Origin of the sequence: Streptomyces sp. NPDC056835 (assembly GCF_042789485.1) — a bacterium.
In the GTDB taxonomy this organism is placed as follows: Bacteria; Actinomycetota; Actinomycetes; order Streptomycetales; family Streptomycetaceae; genus Streptomyces.
Map to the genome: position 1 here is coordinate 12,366 of NZ_JBHUBB010000005.1, position 18,895 is coordinate 31,260.

At 69.9% G+C, this 18,895-nt stretch carries 13 protein-coding genes; 8 read left to right on the top strand and 5 right to left on the bottom strand.

What is annotated here, in order from left to right; genetic code table 11:
- Positions 1–9: 9 nt before the first annotated feature.
- The gene (locus tag ACFRMN_RS07295) at positions 10–1,683 is read right to left on the bottom strand and encodes an AMP-binding protein (protein ID WP_383014607.1); all 1,674 of its coding nucleotides are present in this window, start codon (positions 1,681–1,683) and stop codon (positions 10–12) included.
- Positions 1,684–1,807: 124 nt separating this feature from the next.
- On the opposite strand from ACFRMN_RS07295, the gene ACFRMN_RS07300 reads away from it, so the two are divergent.
- Both ACFRMN_RS07300 and ACFRMN_RS07305 read left to right on the top strand, forming a co-directional pair.
- The gene (locus ACFRMN_RS07300; protein WP_383014610.1) at positions 1,808–3,061 is read left to right on the top strand and encodes an acyl-CoA dehydrogenase family protein; all 1,254 of its coding nucleotides are present in this window, start codon (positions 1,808–1,810) and stop codon (positions 3,059–3,061) included.
- Positions 3,058–3,456 carry a RidA family protein gene (locus tag ACFRMN_RS07305; protein WP_383014613.1) on the top strand — a complete coding sequence of 133 codons (399 nt, stop codon included), beginning with the start codon at positions 3,058–3,060 and terminating at the stop codon, positions 3,454–3,456. The genes ACFRMN_RS07300 and ACFRMN_RS07305 overlap by 4 nt, the downstream gene beginning before the upstream one ends.
- A gap of 90 nt (positions 3,457–3,546) precedes the next feature.
- Here ACFRMN_RS07305 and ACFRMN_RS07310 read toward each other — a convergent pair whose 3' ends face one another.
- Entirely contained in the window at positions 3,547–5,139 is a 1,593-nt protein-coding gene (locus ACFRMN_RS07310; protein WP_383014616.1) for a hypothetical protein, read from the bottom strand.
- Between the two features lie 392 nt (positions 5,140–5,531).
- Here ACFRMN_RS07310 and ACFRMN_RS07315 point away from each other — a divergent pair, with 392 nt between their 5' ends.
- Both ACFRMN_RS07315 and ACFRMN_RS07320 read left to right on the top strand, forming a co-directional pair.
- Positions 5,532–8,891 carry a S8 family peptidase gene (locus tag ACFRMN_RS07315; protein ID WP_383014618.1) on the top strand — a complete coding sequence of 1,120 codons (3,360 nt, stop codon included), beginning with the start codon at positions 5,532–5,534 and terminating at the stop codon, positions 8,889–8,891.
- A gap of 407 nt (positions 8,892–9,298) precedes the next feature.
- A complete protein-coding gene (locus tag ACFRMN_RS07320; RefSeq protein ID WP_383014621.1) occupies positions 9,299–9,472 on the top strand; it encodes a hypothetical protein in 174 nt (57 codons plus the stop codon).
- Positions 9,473–9,686: 214 nt separating this feature from the next.
- On the opposite strand, the gene ACFRMN_RS07325 is transcribed toward ACFRMN_RS07320, so the two are convergent.
- The 3 genes from ACFRMN_RS07325 to ACFRMN_RS07335 form a co-directional block, all read right to left on the bottom strand.
- Complete coding sequence (locus ACFRMN_RS07325; RefSeq protein WP_383014624.1) at positions 9,687–10,121, bottom strand: ABC transporter ATP-binding protein; 435 nt, start codon at positions 10,119–10,121, stop codon at positions 9,687–9,689.
- 185 nt (positions 10,122–10,306) lie between these two features.
- Positions 10,307–11,359: a sodium:calcium antiporter gene (locus ACFRMN_RS07330; RefSeq protein WP_383014627.1), complete on the bottom strand. Its 1,053-nt coding sequence runs from the start codon at positions 11,357–11,359 to the stop codon at positions 10,307–10,309.
- Between the two features lie 307 nt (positions 11,360–11,666).
- A complete protein-coding gene (locus ACFRMN_RS07335; RefSeq protein ID WP_383014630.1) occupies positions 11,667–12,854 on the bottom strand; it encodes a PP2C family protein-serine/threonine phosphatase in 1,188 nt (395 codons plus the stop codon).
- Between the two features lie 100 nt (positions 12,855–12,954).
- On the opposite strand from ACFRMN_RS07335, the gene ACFRMN_RS07340 reads away from it, so the two are divergent.
- The 4 genes from ACFRMN_RS07340 to nrfD all read left to right on the top strand — a co-directional run bounded on the left by ACFRMN_RS07340 (position 12,955) and on the right by nrfD (position 18,868).
- The gene (locus ACFRMN_RS07340) at positions 12,955–13,335 is read left to right on the top strand and encodes a hypothetical protein (protein WP_383014632.1); all 381 of its coding nucleotides are present in this window, start codon (positions 12,955–12,957) and stop codon (positions 13,333–13,335) included.
- A gap of 177 nt (positions 13,336–13,512) precedes the next feature.
- Entirely contained in the window at positions 13,513–16,803 is a 3,291-nt protein-coding gene (gene fdh / locus ACFRMN_RS07345) for a formate dehydrogenase (RefSeq protein ID WP_383014635.1), read from the top strand.
- Positions 16,800–17,816 carry a 4Fe-4S dicluster domain-containing protein gene (locus ACFRMN_RS07350; protein WP_383014638.1) on the top strand — a complete coding sequence of 339 codons (1,017 nt, stop codon included), beginning with the start codon at positions 16,800–16,802 and terminating at the stop codon, positions 17,814–17,816. Before fdh ends, ACFRMN_RS07350 begins: the two co-directional genes overlap by 4 nt.
- The gene (nrfD, locus tag ACFRMN_RS07355) at positions 17,813–18,868 is read left to right on the top strand and encodes an NrfD/PsrC family molybdoenzyme membrane anchor subunit (protein ID WP_383014641.1); all 1,056 of its coding nucleotides are present in this window, start codon (positions 17,813–17,815) and stop codon (positions 18,866–18,868) included. The genes ACFRMN_RS07350 and nrfD overlap by 4 nt, the downstream gene beginning before the upstream one ends.
- Positions 18,869–18,895 lie beyond the last annotated feature (27 nt).

Genomic DNA, 18,895 nt, shown 5'->3' on the forward strand with positions numbered 1-18,895 from the left:
GTGATCACTTTAGGGCCTCTCGGACAGGGCCCCGGCTCCGTCGGGGGCCGGTCCCGGTCCCGGTACCCGCAGCCGGAAGCGCTGGAGTTTACCGGTGGGGGTACGGGGGAGCGCGTCCAGGAAGACCACCGCGCGCGGGCATTTGTACGGCACCAGCCGCGCCCTGACGAACTCCCGCAGCGCCGCCGCGGTCGTCTCGCCTCGCTCCACACCGTCGCGCACCACGACATACGCCGCGACGATCTGGCCGCGCAGTTCGTCGGGCAGACCGACCACCGCCGCCTCGACCACATCGGGATGAGCAAGCAGCGCGTCCTCGACCTGCGGGCCCGCGATGTTGTACCCGGCCGAGATGATCATGTCGTCCGCGCGGGCCACATAGCGGAAGTAGCCGTCGGGCTCCCGTACATATGTGTCGCCGGTCAGATTCCAGCCGCCCCGGACATACTCACTCTGGCGTGGATCGGCCAGATACCGGCAGCCCACCGGGCCGCGTACGGCCAGCAGTCCCGGCTCGCCGTCGGACACCGGCGCGCCCGAGCGGTCCACGACGCGCGCCTGCCACCCCGGCACGGGAACCCCGGTGGTGCCCGGCCGGATCGCCTCGTCCGCCGCGGCGATGAAGATATGCAGCAGCTCGGTCGCCCCGATGCCGTTGATGACCTGCAGCCCGGTGTGCTCCCGCCACGCCTGCCAGGTGGCCGCCGGCAGATTCTCGCCAGCCGAGACACAGCGGCGCAGGGAGGAGAGGTCGTACGGGTGCGCGGCCAGCTCGTCCAGCATCAGGCGATAGGCGGTCGGCGCGGTGAACAGGACCGACACCCGATGCCTGGCGATCGCCGCCAACAACTGGGCGGGCCGCGCCTGTTCGAGCAGGAGCGCGCAGGCCCCGGCCCGCATCGGGAAGATCACCAGACCGCCGAGGCCGAAGGTGAACCCGAGCGGCGGGCTGCCCGTGAAGAGGTCGTCGGGCCCGGGACGCAGCACCTCTCGCGAGAAGGTGTCGGCGATGGCGAGAACATCACGGTGGAAGTGCATGCACCCCTTGGGCCGGCCAGTGGTCCCCGACGTGAAGGCGATCAGCGCCACATCGTCCGCCGCCGTCTCCACCGCGGTGTATCGCGTCGGCTTGTCGTCCGTCAGCCGCAGCAGATCGTCCGGTGTGTCCGCGCCATAGGTCGTGATCCGCAGCCCCGGTATCTCCGCCCGGATCAGCTCGTCCACCGACCTGATGTCGCACAGCGCATGGCCGATCCGTGCCATCTCGCCCATGGTGGCCAGCTCCGCCGCCCGCTGTTGGGCCAGTACCGTCACGGCCACCGCGCCCGCCTTGAGCACCGCCAGCCAGCAGGCCGCCAGCCAGGGCGTGGTCGGCCCGCGCAACAGCACCCGGTTACCCGGCACCACGCCCAGATCGGTGGTGAGGACATGGGCGATCCGGTCGACGCGCCCGCGTAACTCCCCGTACGTCCAGACCTCCCCGTCGGGCACGCGGAAGGCGGGCCGGTCCGCGCCGAAGCGTTCGACCGTACGGTCCAGCAGCTCGGCCGCGCAGTTCAGCCGGCCCTGATGGCCGGGGGAGTCCGGCGCGGGCGGCAGAGGAAGGAGCCGGGGCCACTGGTCCGCGGGCGGCAGATGGTCGCGCGCGAAGGTGTCCCGGTGGGCCGACGGTGTCAGCTCCATGGTGCGCCCCCTTGCGGTGGTGGGGTCGTCCATCGAGGTGCTGGGGTGGGCTCGCCCATCGAGCGTATCGTTAAGATGACGACAGTCAACGGTTCGCGATAGGCGCGCTGGAAGTGGGGCCCGGATGCCCGTATTCTCGCTCGATCCGGAACAGAACGACTGGTGCGCGCGGCTGCGCACCCTCGCCGCGGAACGGCTGCGCCCGATCGCCGAGAAGGGCGAACCGGGCGCGGTGAACCGTCCATTGATCGGGGCCCTCGGTGAACTCGGCCTGCTGGAGCGGTTGTTCGGGACCGGGGCGCTGGAACTCTGTCTGCTGCGTGAATCCCTCGCCCAGGGCTGCACGGAGGCCGAGACCGCCCTCGCGCTCCAGGGCCTCGGTGCGTACCCGCTCGTCCTGGCGGGCACCGGCGGGCAACGCGCGCGCTGGCTGCCCGAGGTACGCGCGGGCCGCGCCGTGGCGGCCTTCGCGCTCAGTGAGCCGGGCGCCGGATCCGATGCCGCCGCGCTGGCCCTGCGGGCTGTTCCGGACGGCGAAGGCTGGCTGCTGACCGGCGAGAAGCGCTGGATCTCGAACGCCCCCGACGCCGACTTCTACACCGTCTTCGCCCGCACGGACACGGCGGCCGGCAACCGCACCGGCACCGGCACCGGCACCGGCGACGGGGCCGGCGAGGGTACCGGAGCCCGCGGGGTCACGGCCTTCCTCGTCCCCGCCGACCGTCCCGGGCTCACCGGCACCCCCATCGAGATGCTCTCGCCGCACCCCATCGGCGCCCTCGCCTTCGACTCCGTACCCGTGACCGGCGATGACGTCCTGGGCGAGGTGGACCACGGCTTCCGGGTGGCCATGCGCACCCTGAACCTGTTCCGTCCCAGCGTCGGCGCCTTCGCCGTCGGCATGGCACAGGCCGCGCTGGACGCGGCTCTGGAACACACGGCGGAACGCCGGGCGTTCGGCGGCCCGCTCAGCCAACTCCAGTCCGTGGCACACCAGATCGCGGAGATGGCGACCCGTACCGAAGCGGCGCGGCTGCTGGTGTACGCGGCGGCCACGGCGTACGACACGGGCGCCCCCGATGTGCCGCGGCGCTCGGCCATGGCGAAGCTGTTCGCCACCGAGACCGCGCAGTATGTCGTCGACGCCGCCGTCCAGTTGCACGGCGCCCGCGCCCTCCAGCGCGGCCATCCGCTGGAGCATCTTTACCGCGAGGTCCGGGCGCCGCGGATCTACGAGGGCGCCACCGAGGTCCAGCGCACCATCATCGCCAGGGAGTTGTACGGGTCCTCGCGCGGAGTGCGGGAGCGGGGGCAGGAGCGGGAGCGGGGGCAGGAGCCGGAGCGAGGGCGGGAGCCGGAGCGAGGGTGGGAGCGATGAGTCTGGAGCGTCTCAACCCCGCCGGGCTCTCGCCCGCCACCGGCTTCTCGCACGCCGTCACGGCCACCGGCGGGCGGCTGGTCCTGCTGGCCGGACAGACCGCGCTCGACCGGAGCGGCGCGGTGGTGGGGGAGACCCTTCCCGTCCAGTTCGAGACCGCGCTCGGCAATCTCCTCACCGCGCTCGCCGCGGCGGGCGGCGGGCCGGCGGATCTCGCCCGGGTGACCGTGTACGCGACCGATGTCGCGGACTACCGAGCCCACGCCGCCGAACTCGGCCGGATCTGGCGCCGGCTTGCCGGGCGTGACTATCCCGCGATGGCGGTGATCGGGGTCGTACGCCTCTGGGACGAACAGGCACTGGTCGAGCTGGACGGTATCGCCGTACTGCCCTGACCGGCACGGCCGTTGGCGGGGGCGGCCGTGCTGTAACCGGAGGATTGCCCATGGGCGGTCCCGGAGGACCGCCCACGGGCGCCGGACCGGTCAGGTGGGGATGGGTTTGGTCCGTGTGCAGTTCTTCCATTCGACCCAGGGGCGGGCGCCGCCGCTCTGCGGGCCGGTGGCGTAGGTCGGGTCGCCGGTGATCGTCTGGTTCTTCTGCTCGTGGGTGATGTCGATGCCGAAGAGTTTGAAGCCGAGGGTGAGCTGTCCGGCGGAGATGCCGAAGCCGATGCCGAGGGAGGCGTTCCACCAGTCGGTGTTGGCGTTGTAGTCGAGGCGGGTGAGTTTGCCCTTGTCGTGCAGGAGGCGTTCGATGGGGCCCGCGTCGTCGTCCAGTGCTTCGGCGGCGTCGGAGGGGGTGGGCAGTGGGTTGCTTGCGGGGGTGTCGCCGCGTCCGCGCAGCCAGTCCTCGACGGCGGTGCTGTCGGCGTCGTTGTCGAGGGTGACCTCGGCGGACTCGGTGTGGATCTGTGAGTTGATGGTTCCGCCGCCGCCGCCGATGTCGATGGTCACGGGTCCGGCGTTGGCTCCCGCGCCGGTCTGGATGCCGGGTCCGTCGCCGGATTCCTGGCTGGTGGTGATCGTCAGTTTCTGCGGGCGGTGTGGTTTGCCGTCCTTCTCCTCCTGGTCGTAGGCGGCGGCGTCGTAGGTGACCGCGACCTGCTGCATCCTGCTGCCCTTGGCCTGTGCGACGCCGCCGGCCGTGCCGCTGACGGAGAAGGTGTAGACGAATGTGATCTTGCCGGCGTCCGGGCCGGTCTTGGCGCGCATGACGACCACGTCCTCGGTCATCGAGCCGGACAGCCCTTCGAAGGAGATGCTGCCGAGGTCCTTGGGGCCGTCGGCGCCCTTGCCGTCCTTACCGCCCTTGGTGTCCTTGCCGCTCTTGCCGTTGCTCTTGAAGGACTTGCCGAAGCTCACTCCGCCGGATGCCTCGGTGGAGGTCTTGGTGATGTCGACGTCCGGCGCCCTCTCCGGATCGAGGTCGGGCTTCTTCTTGTTCGCGTGGTAGCCGCAGATCATTCCCAGCTCCGAGGAGCGTGGGCCGGCGGGCCTGCTGTTGCACTCGCTCTGTGCCTTGAGGTATTCGGTGAACTGCTGTGCGTCCTCCAGGTTGGCCGCCAGGTCCGCCTGCGGATCGTCGCTCTTGTTCCCGTTGAAGAGCCACTGCCCGCCGCTGCCGCTGCCCTTCACATAGCTGCCGCTCAGCGAAGCGCTGCCGCCCCAGTCCTTCAGGCCGGGGATGCCGGCGGAGATGCTTGCCGTGACGCCGCCGCCGGTCTCGGTCACGCGTTCCAGGGTGACGGTGCCGTCGGACCACTGCTGGAGCTTGATCGTCTCCGAGCTGCTGATCTTGATGAAGAGGATCTGGATGACGACGGTGGTCTTGGTCTGGTCCTGGGACAGCAGGCACTTCGCGGGCTCGAACGGGTCGCCGTTGGGTACGAAGGGATCGTCCGGGCCTCCGTCACCCCCTCCGTCGCCCCCGTCACCGTCGTCGCCCGCGTAGTCGCCGGTGGAGCATGCCTCGGCGCCGCTGAGCGGGTGGAGTATTCGGCACACCGCGCTCTTCAGTCCGGTCGCCTCGTCGGCGGGCACGCTCAGACCGACGATCGCCGCCAGGACCAGCGACACGACACCGACCATCGCGGCGTACTCGGCCCCGCTCTGACCCCGGTCACGCCGCGACGGAACAAAGTGGTCATGCGCATGCCATCTGCGAAATCTTTCGGCGCCCTTCATCAGTACTCCTCGCCCGCGTCGTCTCCCGTTCCCCGGGGTGACCGCAGCTTAAGGATGGGTCCGGGCCCAAACGGAGGGCCCCCGGACCCAGTTGGGGGCCCACTACCAGCGGCGCGTGGCCGAAGACGCTCGGCGAAGTGGCGTCAATTCGACGGTTGTGCGAAGGAACCCCTCGATGCCGCCCACCGTCTTCCGTGCCGACGCTGGTCCCGGTTGATCACCACGCATCCCGGCAGGCGTCGCATTGGGGCCGTTCAACACAACACCTCACCTTTGGGGGAGAGTTGCTCAGAAAGACAAGCAGGGCGGGCGCGGCCATGGTGGCGGCGCTGCTCACCGCGGGCCTCACGACGGGCGCCGCTTCGGGGACCGCGTCCGGCGCCGCTTCGGCCGGCGACCGCGCGGAGACCTTCGCCGCGAAGGCGCGGCAGGCGAAGGGCGAGTCGTCCGTGGTCACCCTGATCACCGGCGACCGCGTCCATGTGGACGCCGAGGGCCGGGTGACGCGGGTGGAGCCGGCCAAGGGCCGCGAGGACGTCCGAATAGCCGTCAACCGGATCGCGGGCGCCACCTATGTGCTGCCCTCCGACGCGTCCCGGCTGGTGGCCCAGGGCAAGCTGGACCGACGGCTGTTCAATGTCAGCCGGCTGATCGAGGACCGCTACGACGACGCGCACCGCGGGACGCTCCCGCTGATCGTGTCGTACGCCAAGGCAGCCGAGGACAAGGCACGGGCGAAGTCGGCCATCTCGGCCGCGGACGTCTCGGTACGCCGGGCACTGCCCGCGGTCAAGGGCGAGGCCGTGACCGCGCCCAAGACCGGTACGTCCGAGGTGTGGCAGGCACTTACCGCGGCCGGCGAGCGCCGCGGCGAGGAGCGTACGGTCGCACCGGGCATCGAGCGCGTATGGCTGGACGGCAAGCGCCGGGCGAGCCTCGACAAGAGCGTCCCGCAGATCGGTGCACCGACCGCCTGGGAAGCCGGATACGACGGCAAGGGCGTGAAGATCGCCGTCCTGGACACCGGCGTGGACGAGACCCATCCGGACCTCAAGGGTGTGGAACTGGCCCAGAAGGACTTCTCCGGCTCGGGCAACACCGTCGACCACTTCGGCCACGGCACGCATGTCGCGTCCACCGCCGCGGGCTCCGGTGCCAAGTCCGGCGGTAAGTACAAGGGTGTCGCGCCCGGTGCGAAGATCCTCGACGGCAAGGTGCTGGACGATTCCGGATTCGGCGAGGACTCCGGCATCATCGCGGGCATGCAGTGGGCCGCCGACCAGGGCGCGAAGGTGGCCAACCTCAGCCTCGGCGGCGGGGACACCGCGGAGACCGACCCGCTGGAGGCGGCGGTCGACAAGCTCTCCGTCGAGAAGGGCATCCTGTTCGTCATCGCCGCGGGCAATGACGGCCCCGGCGCCGCGACGATCGGTTCGCCCGGCAGCGCGGCCTCCGCGCTCACCGTCGGCGCGGTCGACCGCGCCGACAAGATCGCCGACTTCTCCAGCGTGGGCCCGACGGCCGGCGGCTCGCTGAAGCCGGACATCACCGCGCCGGGCGTGGACATCGTCGCGGCGAAGGCGGCCCAGGGACAGATCGGTGACCCGGCCGCCGACGGCTATGTGTCGATGTCGGGCACGTCGATGGCGACCCCGCACGTCGCGGGCGCCGCCGCGATCCTCGCCCAGCAGCACCCGGACTGGACCGGTCAGCGGATCAAGCAGACGCTGACCGCGTCCGCCAAGCCCGGCACCGGACTGACGGTCCATCAGCAGGGCACCGGCCGCGCCGATGTGGCCAGGGCGATCACCCAGACCGTGGCGAGCGAGCAGACGTCGCTGGGCTTCGGCACACAGCAGTGGCCGCACACCGACGACAAGCCGGTGACCAAGTCGATCACCTACCGCAACAGCGGGACGAAGCCGGTCACCCTCGACCTGTCGGTGGAGACGGTCGGCCCCAAGGGCAAGCCCGCCCCGGCCGGCTTCTTCGCGCTCGGCGCGAACCGGGTCGCCGTGCCCGCGGGCGGCACCGCGAACGTCGCGCTCACCGCGGACACCCGGATCGGCACGCTGGACGGCACGTACTCCGGCGCGGTCACCGCCAAGGCGGCCGAGGGCGGTCAGCAGGCCCGTACGTCGTTCGCCGTGACCCGTGAGGTCGAGTCGTACGACCTCACGATGAAGTTCATCGACACCAAGGGCAAGCCCGCCCAGGCCGAGACCACCGTCTACGGTCTCAGCGGCGACTTCTGGCAGAACCCGTACGACACCGACGGCGACGGCATCGCCGAGATCCGGGTCCCCAAGGGTGTGTACGCGCTCGACGCACCGGTGCAGACCCCCAGGGGCGGCGACACGCCTCCGGACATCGCGCTGATGGTGCAGCCGAAGTACTCGGTCACCAAGAACACCACGGTCACCTTCGACGCCCGCAAGGCCAAGCCCATCTCCATCACGGCGCCGGACTCCGCGAAGGTGCTCGACACGTATCTCAACTACGTCCTGGTGACGGGGGACAGCGGCTACGGCAGCACCTGGTACCTGCCCTCGTTCCAGGGCTTCCGTACCGCGCAGCTCGGCGCGGCGCTCCCCGCCAAGGAGTTCAGCAGCCAGCTGGGCGGCAGCTGGCAGAAGGGCAGCACCAGCTACAACCTGCTCTACAACCGCACCGGTTCGCTGTACACCGGCTTCAGCCACACCGCGTCCAAGAGTGAACTGGCCCTGGTGAACGTCAAGATCGGCGCCTCGGCCAAGGGCCGCAAGGGCACGATCAACCCGTTCTGGAGCACCCCGATGTTCGGGGTCGGCACGGTCACCCAGCCGTTCGCCCTCCCCACCACGGCCAAGACGTATGTCACCGCTCCCAAGGGCTTCGACTGGGAGTTCAACATCGGCCAGGACGGCACGGGCGAGGACGGCGGCCTGTTCCTCCAGTCCGACCCGCCCCGCACCTACCAGGCGAAGAAGACCTACGAGAAGACGTACAACGTCGGTGTCTTCAGCCCGAAGGTGGACTCGAACAACACCGCGCAGCGTCTGGGTAACGAACTGGCCGTCTGCATACCGGAGTTCACCGACGGAGCCGGTCACTTCGGTCAGTCGGAGGTCTCCAAGCAGCGCACGCTGATCACCATCGACGGCAAGAAGGTCCTCGACGAGAAGGACGCCCTCTGCCAGTTCATCGGCGGTCTGCCCGCGAAGTCGGCCGCGTACCGCATCAGCACGGACGCGTCCCGCTCCACCACGGTCGCCGGCGTCAGCACCCGTATCACCGCGGAGTGGGCGTTCACCTCGAAGAAGCCCGCCGATGACACCATCGTCACCCTTCCGCTCTCCACCGTCCGCTTCGCCCCGAAGCTGGATCTGGGCAGCGCCGCGGCGGCCGGCAAGAAGCTCACCGTCCCGCTGACCCTTCAGGGCCCGGCCGCGGGCAAGGGCTTCAAGTCCCTTTCCGTGCAGGTCTCCTACGACGGCGGGACCAAGTGGGCCAAGGCCCCGGTCACCACGGACAAGGATGGCAAGAAGAGCCTGTCGCTGAGCCACCCGAAGACGGCCAAGTCGGTCTCCTTCAAGGCGAAGCTCACCGACAAGAGCGGCAACACGTACGACACGACCATCGTGAAGGCGTACCTGCTGAAGTAGTGCGCCCAGCCGTGTGACCCGTAGTCAGCCGCGCCCGGGGGATGAACGCCCTTCCCCGGGCGCGGCGTTGTGCGGCCCGCCGACCTCGGATGGATCTGTGACCTCGGTCACAGTGGGGTGCGGATGCGTGTACGAGCCATCACCGCGGAGCGGAGGCCTCGGTGATGAGGTTCCTCATGGCGTCGGCTGACGTATGTCATGCGCATGACTGATGAATGTCATGGTGTCCATATGGCATTGGAATTACCCATTCCATTTGCGATGTGATCCGCGTCATACTCGCTCAGTTCGAATTGATGCTTGTATCTCACCCCGGGTGAGTCCAGGTAGGTAAAGGGCTGCGCATCCATCCCTTTCCCCGGCCGCCTTCCGTGTGTCCACCGCACATTCCTCATGGGGAGGGAAAAATGATCGAAGACAAGTTCAACGCACAGATGGAGAGCCTCGGCGGGCTCTCCGAGGAGACCCCCGGCTGGCTGGCGCATGAGACGTCTCCGGTTCTGGCCACGCCTGCCCTCGCCTTCGCCGGAGGCGCGGCTCTCGTCACGGGTGCCTACGCCGTCGGCAAGGTCGTGGGATAACTCAGCCGCACCATACGAGAAAAGCCCCGCCGGGCCGGAGATGATTTCCGGCCCGGCGGGGTCCGTGTGAGTCCGTACATTCCGATTGCCCGTACATTCCGATTGAATGTCGCGGATGCGGCCGGAAATCCCGGAGAATTCCCTGAGGAATCCCCAAGGACTCCCATTCGCCGAGGGCGAGGAGGCTACTCGTTTCCGCGGTGGTTCGATGCCTTTAGGTGTCCTTGCGGCCGGCGACGCCCAGTTCGTCGAGGAGTTCCAGCGCGCGGCGGCGCGCCTGGCGGGCGGACGTGCCGGTCAGCTGGGCGGCCAGCGCGACATTGTCCAGGGCCGGCAGGTCGTCGATCAGGTTGAAGAACTGGAAGATCATGCCGATGTGCCGCCGCCGGAACAGCGCCGGCCCGGTCTCGTTCAGCTTCCCCAGATCCTGGCCGTGGACCCGCACCGTGCCCGACGTCGGACGGTCCAGGCCCGCGACCATGCTGAGCAAGGTCGACTTGCCGCACCCCGAGGGACCCATCACCGCGACCGCTTCCCCGGCACGGATCTCCAAACACACGCCGTCCAGGGCCTTCGCGTCGCCGTACTCCTTATGGACGTCGTCCAGCCGCACGACGATCTGTTGGGAGCCGGCCAGATCAGTAGTCATGGCATGAACCTAGAAGCAGGGGTACGGAGGCGACGTCCCTCCCCGGATGTAACCGGTCCCGCGGGTCATCCTGGGGATGTAGGGGACCTGGATCCGGAGCATGACACGGACGGGCGCGTCCTCGGGCCCGCCGTGCCGGGGTGCGGTCACCGGGGCCGGGAGCCGCGGCCCCGGCACGGCGGGGGTCAGGAAAGGATCGGGACGAGGCCGAGCGCGAAGACGATGTAGAAGCCGGCCGCGACGGCGAGACGGGCCGGGGTGAGTCTGTGGGCCCGCATCGTGGCCAGCAGATAGGCGATCGCGGCCATGGTGATGATCCCGGACCACAGCAGGGCGCCGTCGAAGTGCCACTTGGTGAACAGCAGGCCGATGCCGCTGGGGACGGTGGCCTGGATCATCATCGAGCCGGAGATGTTCGCCAGCGCCAGCTTGATCTTGCCCTGCCGTACCCAGATGACCGCGTTCATGATCTCCGGGAGTTCGGTGGCGATCGGGGACAGCAGCAGGGCGGTCACGGTGGCGGACAGGCCGAGCATCGGGCCGATGACATCGAGCTGTGCGACGAAGTAGTGCGCGGCGAGGAAGATCACGCCGAGGGTGGCCAGAGTCTGCGCGACCACGGCCCAGGTGTCGGGAGACGCCTTCTTGGGCTGGAGCTTCAGCGGTTCCAGCTCCTCTTCCTCGGTGTCCTCGTCAGCGCGGCTGCTGCGGATCTCACGCCAGAAGTAGACGGCGTAGGCGGCGAAGAACAGCAGGCCGAGGGCGGGCTTGAAGGCGAAGGCGACCAGGCCGAGCGAGACCTTCACGAGGAAGATCGGCAGGAACCACTGCTGGTCCTTGGCCAGGCGCTTCATGTCCTTCTCGTCGCCCAGCGCCTCACCGCTGTCGGGGCCGCCGGGCGGCATGCCCGTATCGGCCAGGACGAGCAGGCGTTCCCTGCGGCGCTTGAGCAGGAGCATCGTGCCGGTCACGCCGTAGGCGACGGTGGCCAGCGCCAGGGGGCCGCCCATCGCGGCGCCCACCCCGATGTTCTTGGCCTCCTCGGTCGCGCCGGTGGTGACCGCGACCAGGGTTACCACGGATTCGGGCAGGGCGGTGCCGAACGCGGCCAGGATCGTGCCGACCGCCATCTTCCCGACCTTGAGCCTCTGGCCCAGCCATTCCACCGCGTTGACGAACCACTCGCACGCGAGATAGATCGCCACCGCGCACACGATGAGCAGGAGAAAAGCAATCACGGGACTCGTTCAGCCTTCCCGCACCGGCGGGGGCTCCGAAGGTCGACCAGCGCGGGGCGGCGGCACAACTTCGGCCCCGCCGACGCGCAATCAGTCGTCGACAAAAGGGCCGAAGGTCTCGCCCGCCCGTCTCATCACCTGACACAGGCCCGGTCACCGGGAACCCGCGGGCGGGTTCCAGTATGTCGACGACCGGTTCGCGGGGCTACTCCCCTTCGCAGCGGCCCACCATACACCCGCCCGATGACCACCCGGACCCGGCCGACGGTTCACGACGGATCACCGCGGCCGGACCCCGAAGGCGCACTCACCGGCTGCCGGTGGCCGCTGCCCCAGGACCCACCTCAGCTGCCTCAAGACCCACCTCAGCCGCCTCAGGACCCACCTCAGCCAGGGACCGCGTGAGCGCGACGATGGCCGCGTCATCGCCGAGATCACCGCCGGTATGCCGGAGCAGGTCCTTGTGGATGCGGTCGACGAGGACCTGCGGGTCGGCCTCGTTCCAGGAGGCCACCTGGTCGGCGAGGGGATAGAAGCCGCCACTCCGGTCCCGGGCCTCGACCACGCCGTCCGTGTACAGCAGGAGCAGATCGCCGGGCGCGAAACGGAACGTCTCGACCACGTACTCACTCTCCGACGTGGCGCTCAGCCCCAGGGGCGGTGCGGGCTCGTCGACCTCCAGCGTCCGTACCGTGCCGTCACGCAGCAGCAGTGGCGGGGGATGCCCGCAGTCCACCATGTCCACGCACGGGCGGTCGTCGTGAATGTCCAGGACCAGCGCGGTCACGAAGGACTCCGCGGCGTCATCGTCCACCTCGGCGCGGTGGACGATGTTCCAGTGGGTGAAGTTCGCCAGGTGCGCCGCGATGGCGGGCAGCGAAAGGTTCCGGTACGCGGACCCGCGAAAGGCGGCGACCAGGCCCGCGGCGTCCTCGACCGCGGGCAGGCCCTTGCCGCGGACATCCCCGATGACCAGGCGGACCGCGCCCGCGACGGGCACCACCGCGTACAGATCCCCGCCGATCTGCGCCTCCTCTTCGGCCGCGACGTACACGGAGGCGATCAGCAGCGGTCCGAACCGGCGGGGAAGAGGCCGCAGCAGAAGCTTCTGTGCCGCGACGGCCACAGACCGTACCCGGCGCATCTGCCGGTGATGCCGGTCCAGCGCGAAACGGAAGAGCGTGACGAAGACAGAGATCAAGACCAGAGCGGCGAGCTGCGCCTGATGGTTCGCGGTCGTCAGAGCGCCCTGCGAGTACTCGACCAGGACCTGGGCCAACACCGTGACGACCCCGACAGCGGCGGTGAGCGCCGGTCCGCCGAACGAAGCCGTGATCGCCGGCGCCGCCACCAGAAACGGATCGAGATGGATTCTCTGCGGAGTGCGGATATCGACCAGGGTGATCACCAGGATGATCGCGAGCGGCACGGCGACCAGCCCGTCGCCAGGCCGCCATGGCCTGCCGAGGCGTGCCAGAGAGCGCCGCACGTCCATGCCTCCTGCATACACCCCCTCCCGTCGCCCCGCCCGTTCGTACGGCAGGACACCGACGAAAGATGCCCTACGGGGGCATGCCCGACCGCATAATGCTGCGATGAAGAACAACCATGTCGTTCTCAGCAGCGGACCGCCCATCGAGGAGCGCGTCAGGCAACTCGCCGAGGTATGGCTCCGCGACGGCCGCGACCGCGACCAACTGCTGACCGGAAAGGCGTTCTTCGGCCTGTACTCCTGGTACGTCTCGTACTCCCGGCACGGCGCCGGCCTCGACACCGCGAGCGCGGAGTACGTCGCCGCCTCGTACGACCTCATAGGCGGCGGCGACGGCTGGAACGCCATGCTGCGTGAGCGGGCCGTGTGCGAGAGCTGCCAGGACACCTACCGGCTGGAGAACATGGGGCTGTGCACCGGATGCATGCGGTACGCCTGCTACGCCTGCGGCCCCCACGGGTCCTGCGCGGGCGAGATCGTCTGACCCGGATGGCCCAGCCCGGTCAGGCCCGGGCCCACCGGCGAGAGGGTCCGGCGATCAACCCGGCCCGCTCGCACGGACGCGATGCCCGGGCTTTCCGCCAGTTCCTGGGATTGCGGAAGAAGAGCCGAGGCGTACAGTCCGGACCAGGTAGGCACCACCGCACGAAGGAGCAGGCGGATGGGCGTGAAACGGTGGATCGGTGCGTGGCCGGTATACCGGCAGCTCGTGGGGACGGACCCGCTGGGGCGGGGTAAGGCGGCCGAGTCCAAACGCTCCGCGGGCCTCGGGCCCCGGACGGCCGGCGCCGACCGGGTGGCGGACTCGGTCTGCCCCTACTGCGCCGTGGGCTGCGCGCAGCGCGTCTACGTGAAGGACGAGCGGGTCATCCAGATCGAGGGCAACCCGGACAGCCCGATCTCGCGCGGTCGCCTGTGCCCGAAGGGGTCGGCCAGCAAGCAGCTCGTCACCGGCCCGCAGCGTGAGCGGAAGGTGCGTTACCGGCCGGCCTACGCCACCGAGTGGCAGGACCTTGACCTGGACACGGCTATGGACATGGTGGCCGACCGGGTGCTGGACGCGCGGCGGAGGGGCTGGCAGGACACCGACGGGGCCGGCAAGACGCTGCGGCGCACCATGGGCATCGCCAGCCTCGGCGGCGCCACGCTGGACAACGAGGAAAACTACCTGATCAAGAAGCTGTTCACCGCCCTGGGAGCACTACAGGTCGAGAACCAGGCACGTATTTGACACTCCGCGACGGTTCCCGGTCTGGGAGCCTCGTTCGGGCGCGGCGGCGCCACCGATTACCAGCAGGACCTGGCCAACTCCGATTGCGTCATCATCATGGGCTCGAACATGGCCGAAGCCCATCCGGTCGGGTTCCAGTGGGTGATCGAGGCCAAGGCCCGCGGCGCCAGGGTCATCCACATCGACCCGCGGTTCACCCGTACCAGCGCCCTGGCCGACCAGTACGTCACGCTGCGGGCCGGTACCGACATCGCCTTCCTCGGCGGCGTGATCAATCACATCCTCTCCGGCAACCTGGACTTCCGGGAGTACGTGCGGTCGTACACCAACGCGTCGTTCCTGCTCAGCGAGCGGTACCAGGACACCGAGGACCTGGACGGGCTGTTCAGCGGGTACGACCCGCACACCGCCGCGTACGACTCGTCGACCTGGTTGTACGAGACCATCGAGGCGGAGAAGGGACCGGGCCGCCAGGAGAAGGAGCAGTCCGCGCCCTACCAGCACGGCGCCGGCGGTCCGGCGGTCGAAGGGGCCGCCGGGGAGATCGCGTCCGATCCCACCCTGGAGCATCCACGCTGTGTGTTCCAGGTGCTCAAGCGGCACTTCTCCCGCTACACCCCCGAGATGGTGGAGCGGATCTGCGGGGTTCCCCAAGACCTGTTCCTGGGAGTCTGCCGCGACTGGACGGCGAACTCCGGCCGGGAGCGCACCACCGCGCTGGTGTACAGCGTCGGTTGGACCCAGCACTCCGTCGGCGCCCAGTACATCAGGGCCGGGTCGATCATCCAGCTTCTGCTGGGCAACATCGGCCGTCCCGGCGGCGGGATCTTCGCGCTGCGCGGGCACGCCAGCATCCAGGGTTCCACGGACATCCCGACCCTGTTCAACCTGCTGCCCGGCTACCTGCCCATGCCGGACCTCACCCACGGGAACCTGGCCGCCTATCTGGACGCCGTCCGCCCCCGTAACCAGAAGGGTTTCTGGGGCAATGCCGACGCCTACATGATCTCGCTGCTCAAGGAGTACTGGGGCGAGACGGCGACAGCGGAGAACGACTACTGCTTCGACTACCTGCCGCGGATCAACGGCGACCACGGTACCTACCGCACCGCGATGGACATGATCGACGGGAAGGTCTTCGGCTACTTCCTGCTCGGCCAGAACCCCGCGGTCGGCTCGGCCCACGGCCGACTGCAGCGCCGGGGCATGGCCAACCTCGACTGGCTGGTCGTCCGCGACCTCGCCATGATCGAGAGCGCCACGTTCTGGAAGGACGCCCCCGAGATCGAGACCGGCGAGATCGTCACCGAGCGCTGCCGCACGGAGGTGTTCTTCTTCCCCGCGGCTTCGCACGTGGAGAAGTCCGGCAGCTTCACCCAGACCCAGCGGATGCTGCAATGGCGGGACCAGGCCGTCGAGCCGGCCGGTGACCAGCGGTCGGAGCTGTGGTTCTTCTACCAACTGGGCCGGCGAGTCAAGGAGAAGCTGGCAGGCTCGGCCGACGAGCGCGACCGCCCCGTCCTCGATCTGGCCTGGGACTACGAGACCGAGGGCGACGAGCCGTCCGCCGCGGACGTGCTGCGTCACATCAACGGGATCGACCTGCGCACCGGACGGACGGTCAGCGGTTACCCCGACCTCAAGGCCGACGGCAGCACGTCCTGCGGCTGCTGGATCTACAGCGGGGTGTACGCCGACGAAGTCAACCAGGCCCGGCGCCGGAAGTCCCGGTTCGAGCAGGGACCGTACGACGCGGAGTGGGGCTGGACCTGGCCGCTGAACCGGCGCGTGCTCTACAACCGCGCCTCCGCCGACCCGCGGGGCCGGCCCTGGAGCGAGCGGAAGGCCCTCATCTGGTGGGACGAGGAGCACGGTGAGTGGACCGGGTACGACACCCCCGACTTCGAGAAGGGCAAGCCGCCCGATTACCGGCCGCCCGAGGGGGCGTCAGGGACCGAGGCGCTGCGCGGCGACGACGCGTTCATCATGATGTCCGACGGGAAGGCGTGGCTGTTCGCCCCGGCCGGGCTGGCGGACGGCCCGCTGCCCACCCATTACGAGCCGCACGAGTCGCCCATGCGCAACCTCCTCTACGGCCAGCAGGGCAACCCGGTGCGGATGGTCTACGGGCGTCCTGACAACCCGTCCAACCCCGCTCCGCCCGAGGCGCACAGCGAGGTGTTCCCCTATGTCTTCACCGCGGCGCGGCTCACCGAGCATCACACCGCGGGCGGCATGAGCCGTCAGCTCCCGTATCTGTCGGAACTTCAGCCGGAGCTGTTCGTGGAGGTGTCACCGGAGCTGGCGGCCGAACGCGGTCTGCGCCATCTGGACTGGGGACACGTGATCACCAGCCGGACCGCGGTGGAGGCCCGGGTCGTTGTCACCGACCGGCTGGCGCCGCTTCGCGTCGACGGCCGGATCGTCCACCAGGTCTGGATGCCCTACCACTGGGGGCAGAGCGGACTGACCACCGGGGACGTGGTCAACGACCTGATCGGCGTGGTGGCCGAGCCGAACGTGTTCATCCAGGAGAGCAAGGTGCTGACCTGCGATATCCGGCCCGGGCGTCGGCCGCGGGGGCCGGCCTTGCTGGACTATGTCCAGGGCTATCGCCACCGGGCCGGGATCACACCGGAAACCGGCACCCGCATCGTGACGGCCGGCGAAGGCCCGAAGCCGCCCCACACCGAACCGGGCCCATCGGAGGGACCAGCATGAACGAGCACAGCTTGTACGGGGCGCTCGCGGATCCCGCGGCGGACGCCGGCCACCGCGACCACCCGCCCCGGGTGGGCTTCTTCACCGACACCTCCGTCTGTATCGGCTGCAAGGCGTGCGAGGTGGCCTGCAAGGAATGGAACAACGTGCCCGAGGACGGCCTCGACCTGCTGGGCATGTCGTTCGACAACACCGGCATGCTCGGCGCGGACTCCTGGCGGCACGTCGCCTTCATCGAGCAGGAACGCCCGCTGGGCCGGCAGGACGCGGGTCTGTCCGGCCTTCCCACCGGCGCCTCCAGCACCGAAGCCGCGGCCGCGCTGGTGGCCGGTGCCCTCGCTCATTCCGAACGAGGCGGTGGCGATCTGGGCACCGCCCCGGTCCACCTCGGGTTCCCCTCCTTCGAACTGCCCGGCGCCGGCACCGGCGCGGAGAGCCGCACGGCTTTCCGCTGGCTGATGTCCTCCGACGTGTGCAAACACTGCACCCACGCCGGATGCCTCGACGTGTGCCCCACCGGGGCCCTGTTCCGCACCGAGTTCAGCAGCGTGGTCGTACAGCCGGACATCTGCAACGGCTGCGGCTACTGCGTGTCCGCCTGCCCGTACGGGGTGATCGACCGGCGGCCCGACGACGGTCGGGCCTGGAAATGCACCCTGTGCTACGACCGGCTGCGCGGCGACCTGGAACCGGCCTGCGCGAAAGCGTGTCCGACGGACTCCATTCAGTTCGGCCCGCTGGACGAGCTGCGCGAGCGGGCCGACCGGCGGCTGGAACAGCTGCACCAGGCCGGGGTCGGCGAAGCCCGGCTGTACGGCCACGACCCCGATGACGGGGTGGGCGGCGACGGCGCGTTCTTCCTGCTGCTGGACGATCCCGAGGTGTACGGCCTGCCGCCGGACCCGGTCGTGCCCACGCGTGACCTGCCCGCGATGTGGAAGTACGCGGGCGTGGCCGCCTCGGCCCTGCTGGCCGCCTCTGCCGCTGCCTTCCTGGGCGGGGGCCGGCGATGAGCGACGACGACGGAAGCCCGCGGGAGCCGCGCGGCGACACCGGATCGGCCGGCGACCGGGTGCGCACGCTCGACGCGGGCCGGCACGGCGACGGGAGCCGTGAGCGCTCGGTCGTACCGGGCGCGGAGTTCCGCTCCTACTACGGCCGGCCAGTGCTGAAGCCACCTGTGTGGGAGTGGAAGATCCCGGCGTACCTGTTCACCGGTGGGCTGTCGGCCAGTGCGGCCCTGCTCGCGGCCGGCGCCGATCTGACCGGGCGGCCGGCGCTGTGCAGGGCGAGCCGGCTGGGCAGCTTCGGCGCGCTGGCGGCCAGCATGTACCTGCTGGTCGCGGACCTGGGCAGGCCCGAGCGGTTCCTCCATATGCTGCGGGTCGCCAAACCGAGCTCCCCGATGTCCGTCGGCACCTGGATCCTGGTGGCTTTCGGGCCCGGCGACGCCCTGGCGGCCATGGCCGAGCTGCTGCCCGTGTCCCTGCGCGCCACCTTGCCCGGTCGGCTGCTGCGGATGGCCGCGCGCCCGGCCGGGTTGTCCGCGGCCGTCTTCGCCCCTGGGGTCGCCTCCTACACGGCGGCGCTGCTCTCCCAGACGGCCGTGCCGGCCTGGCACGAGGCCCACCGGGAACTGCCCTTCGTGTTCACCGGGTCCGCGGCGGCCAGCGGAGGCGGCCTCGGGATGCTGCTGGCGCCGGTGGCCGAGGCCGGCCCCGCTCGTCGGCTCGGCGCGGCCGGGGCGGTGGCGGAACTCGTCGCGTCCCGGCTGATCGAGCGGCGGCCCGGCCTGGTGACCAAGGCGTACACCACCGGGCGGGCGCACCGGCTGCGCCGGGCATCGGAATATCTCACGCTGGGCGGAGCGCTCGCCGCGGTGACTGTCGCCCGGCGCAGCCGCCCGGCCGCGGCCGCGGCCGGGCTGGCTCTGCTCGCCGGCAGCGCCCTGCAGCGCTTCGGCACGTTCGAAGCGGGCGTCGCGTCCACGAAGGATCCCGCCTATGTCGTGGTGCCGCAGCGTGAACGCCTGAGGGCGCGAGAGGCCGAGCGACGCGAATCGTGACTTCGGAATGACTCGTCCGGCCGGACG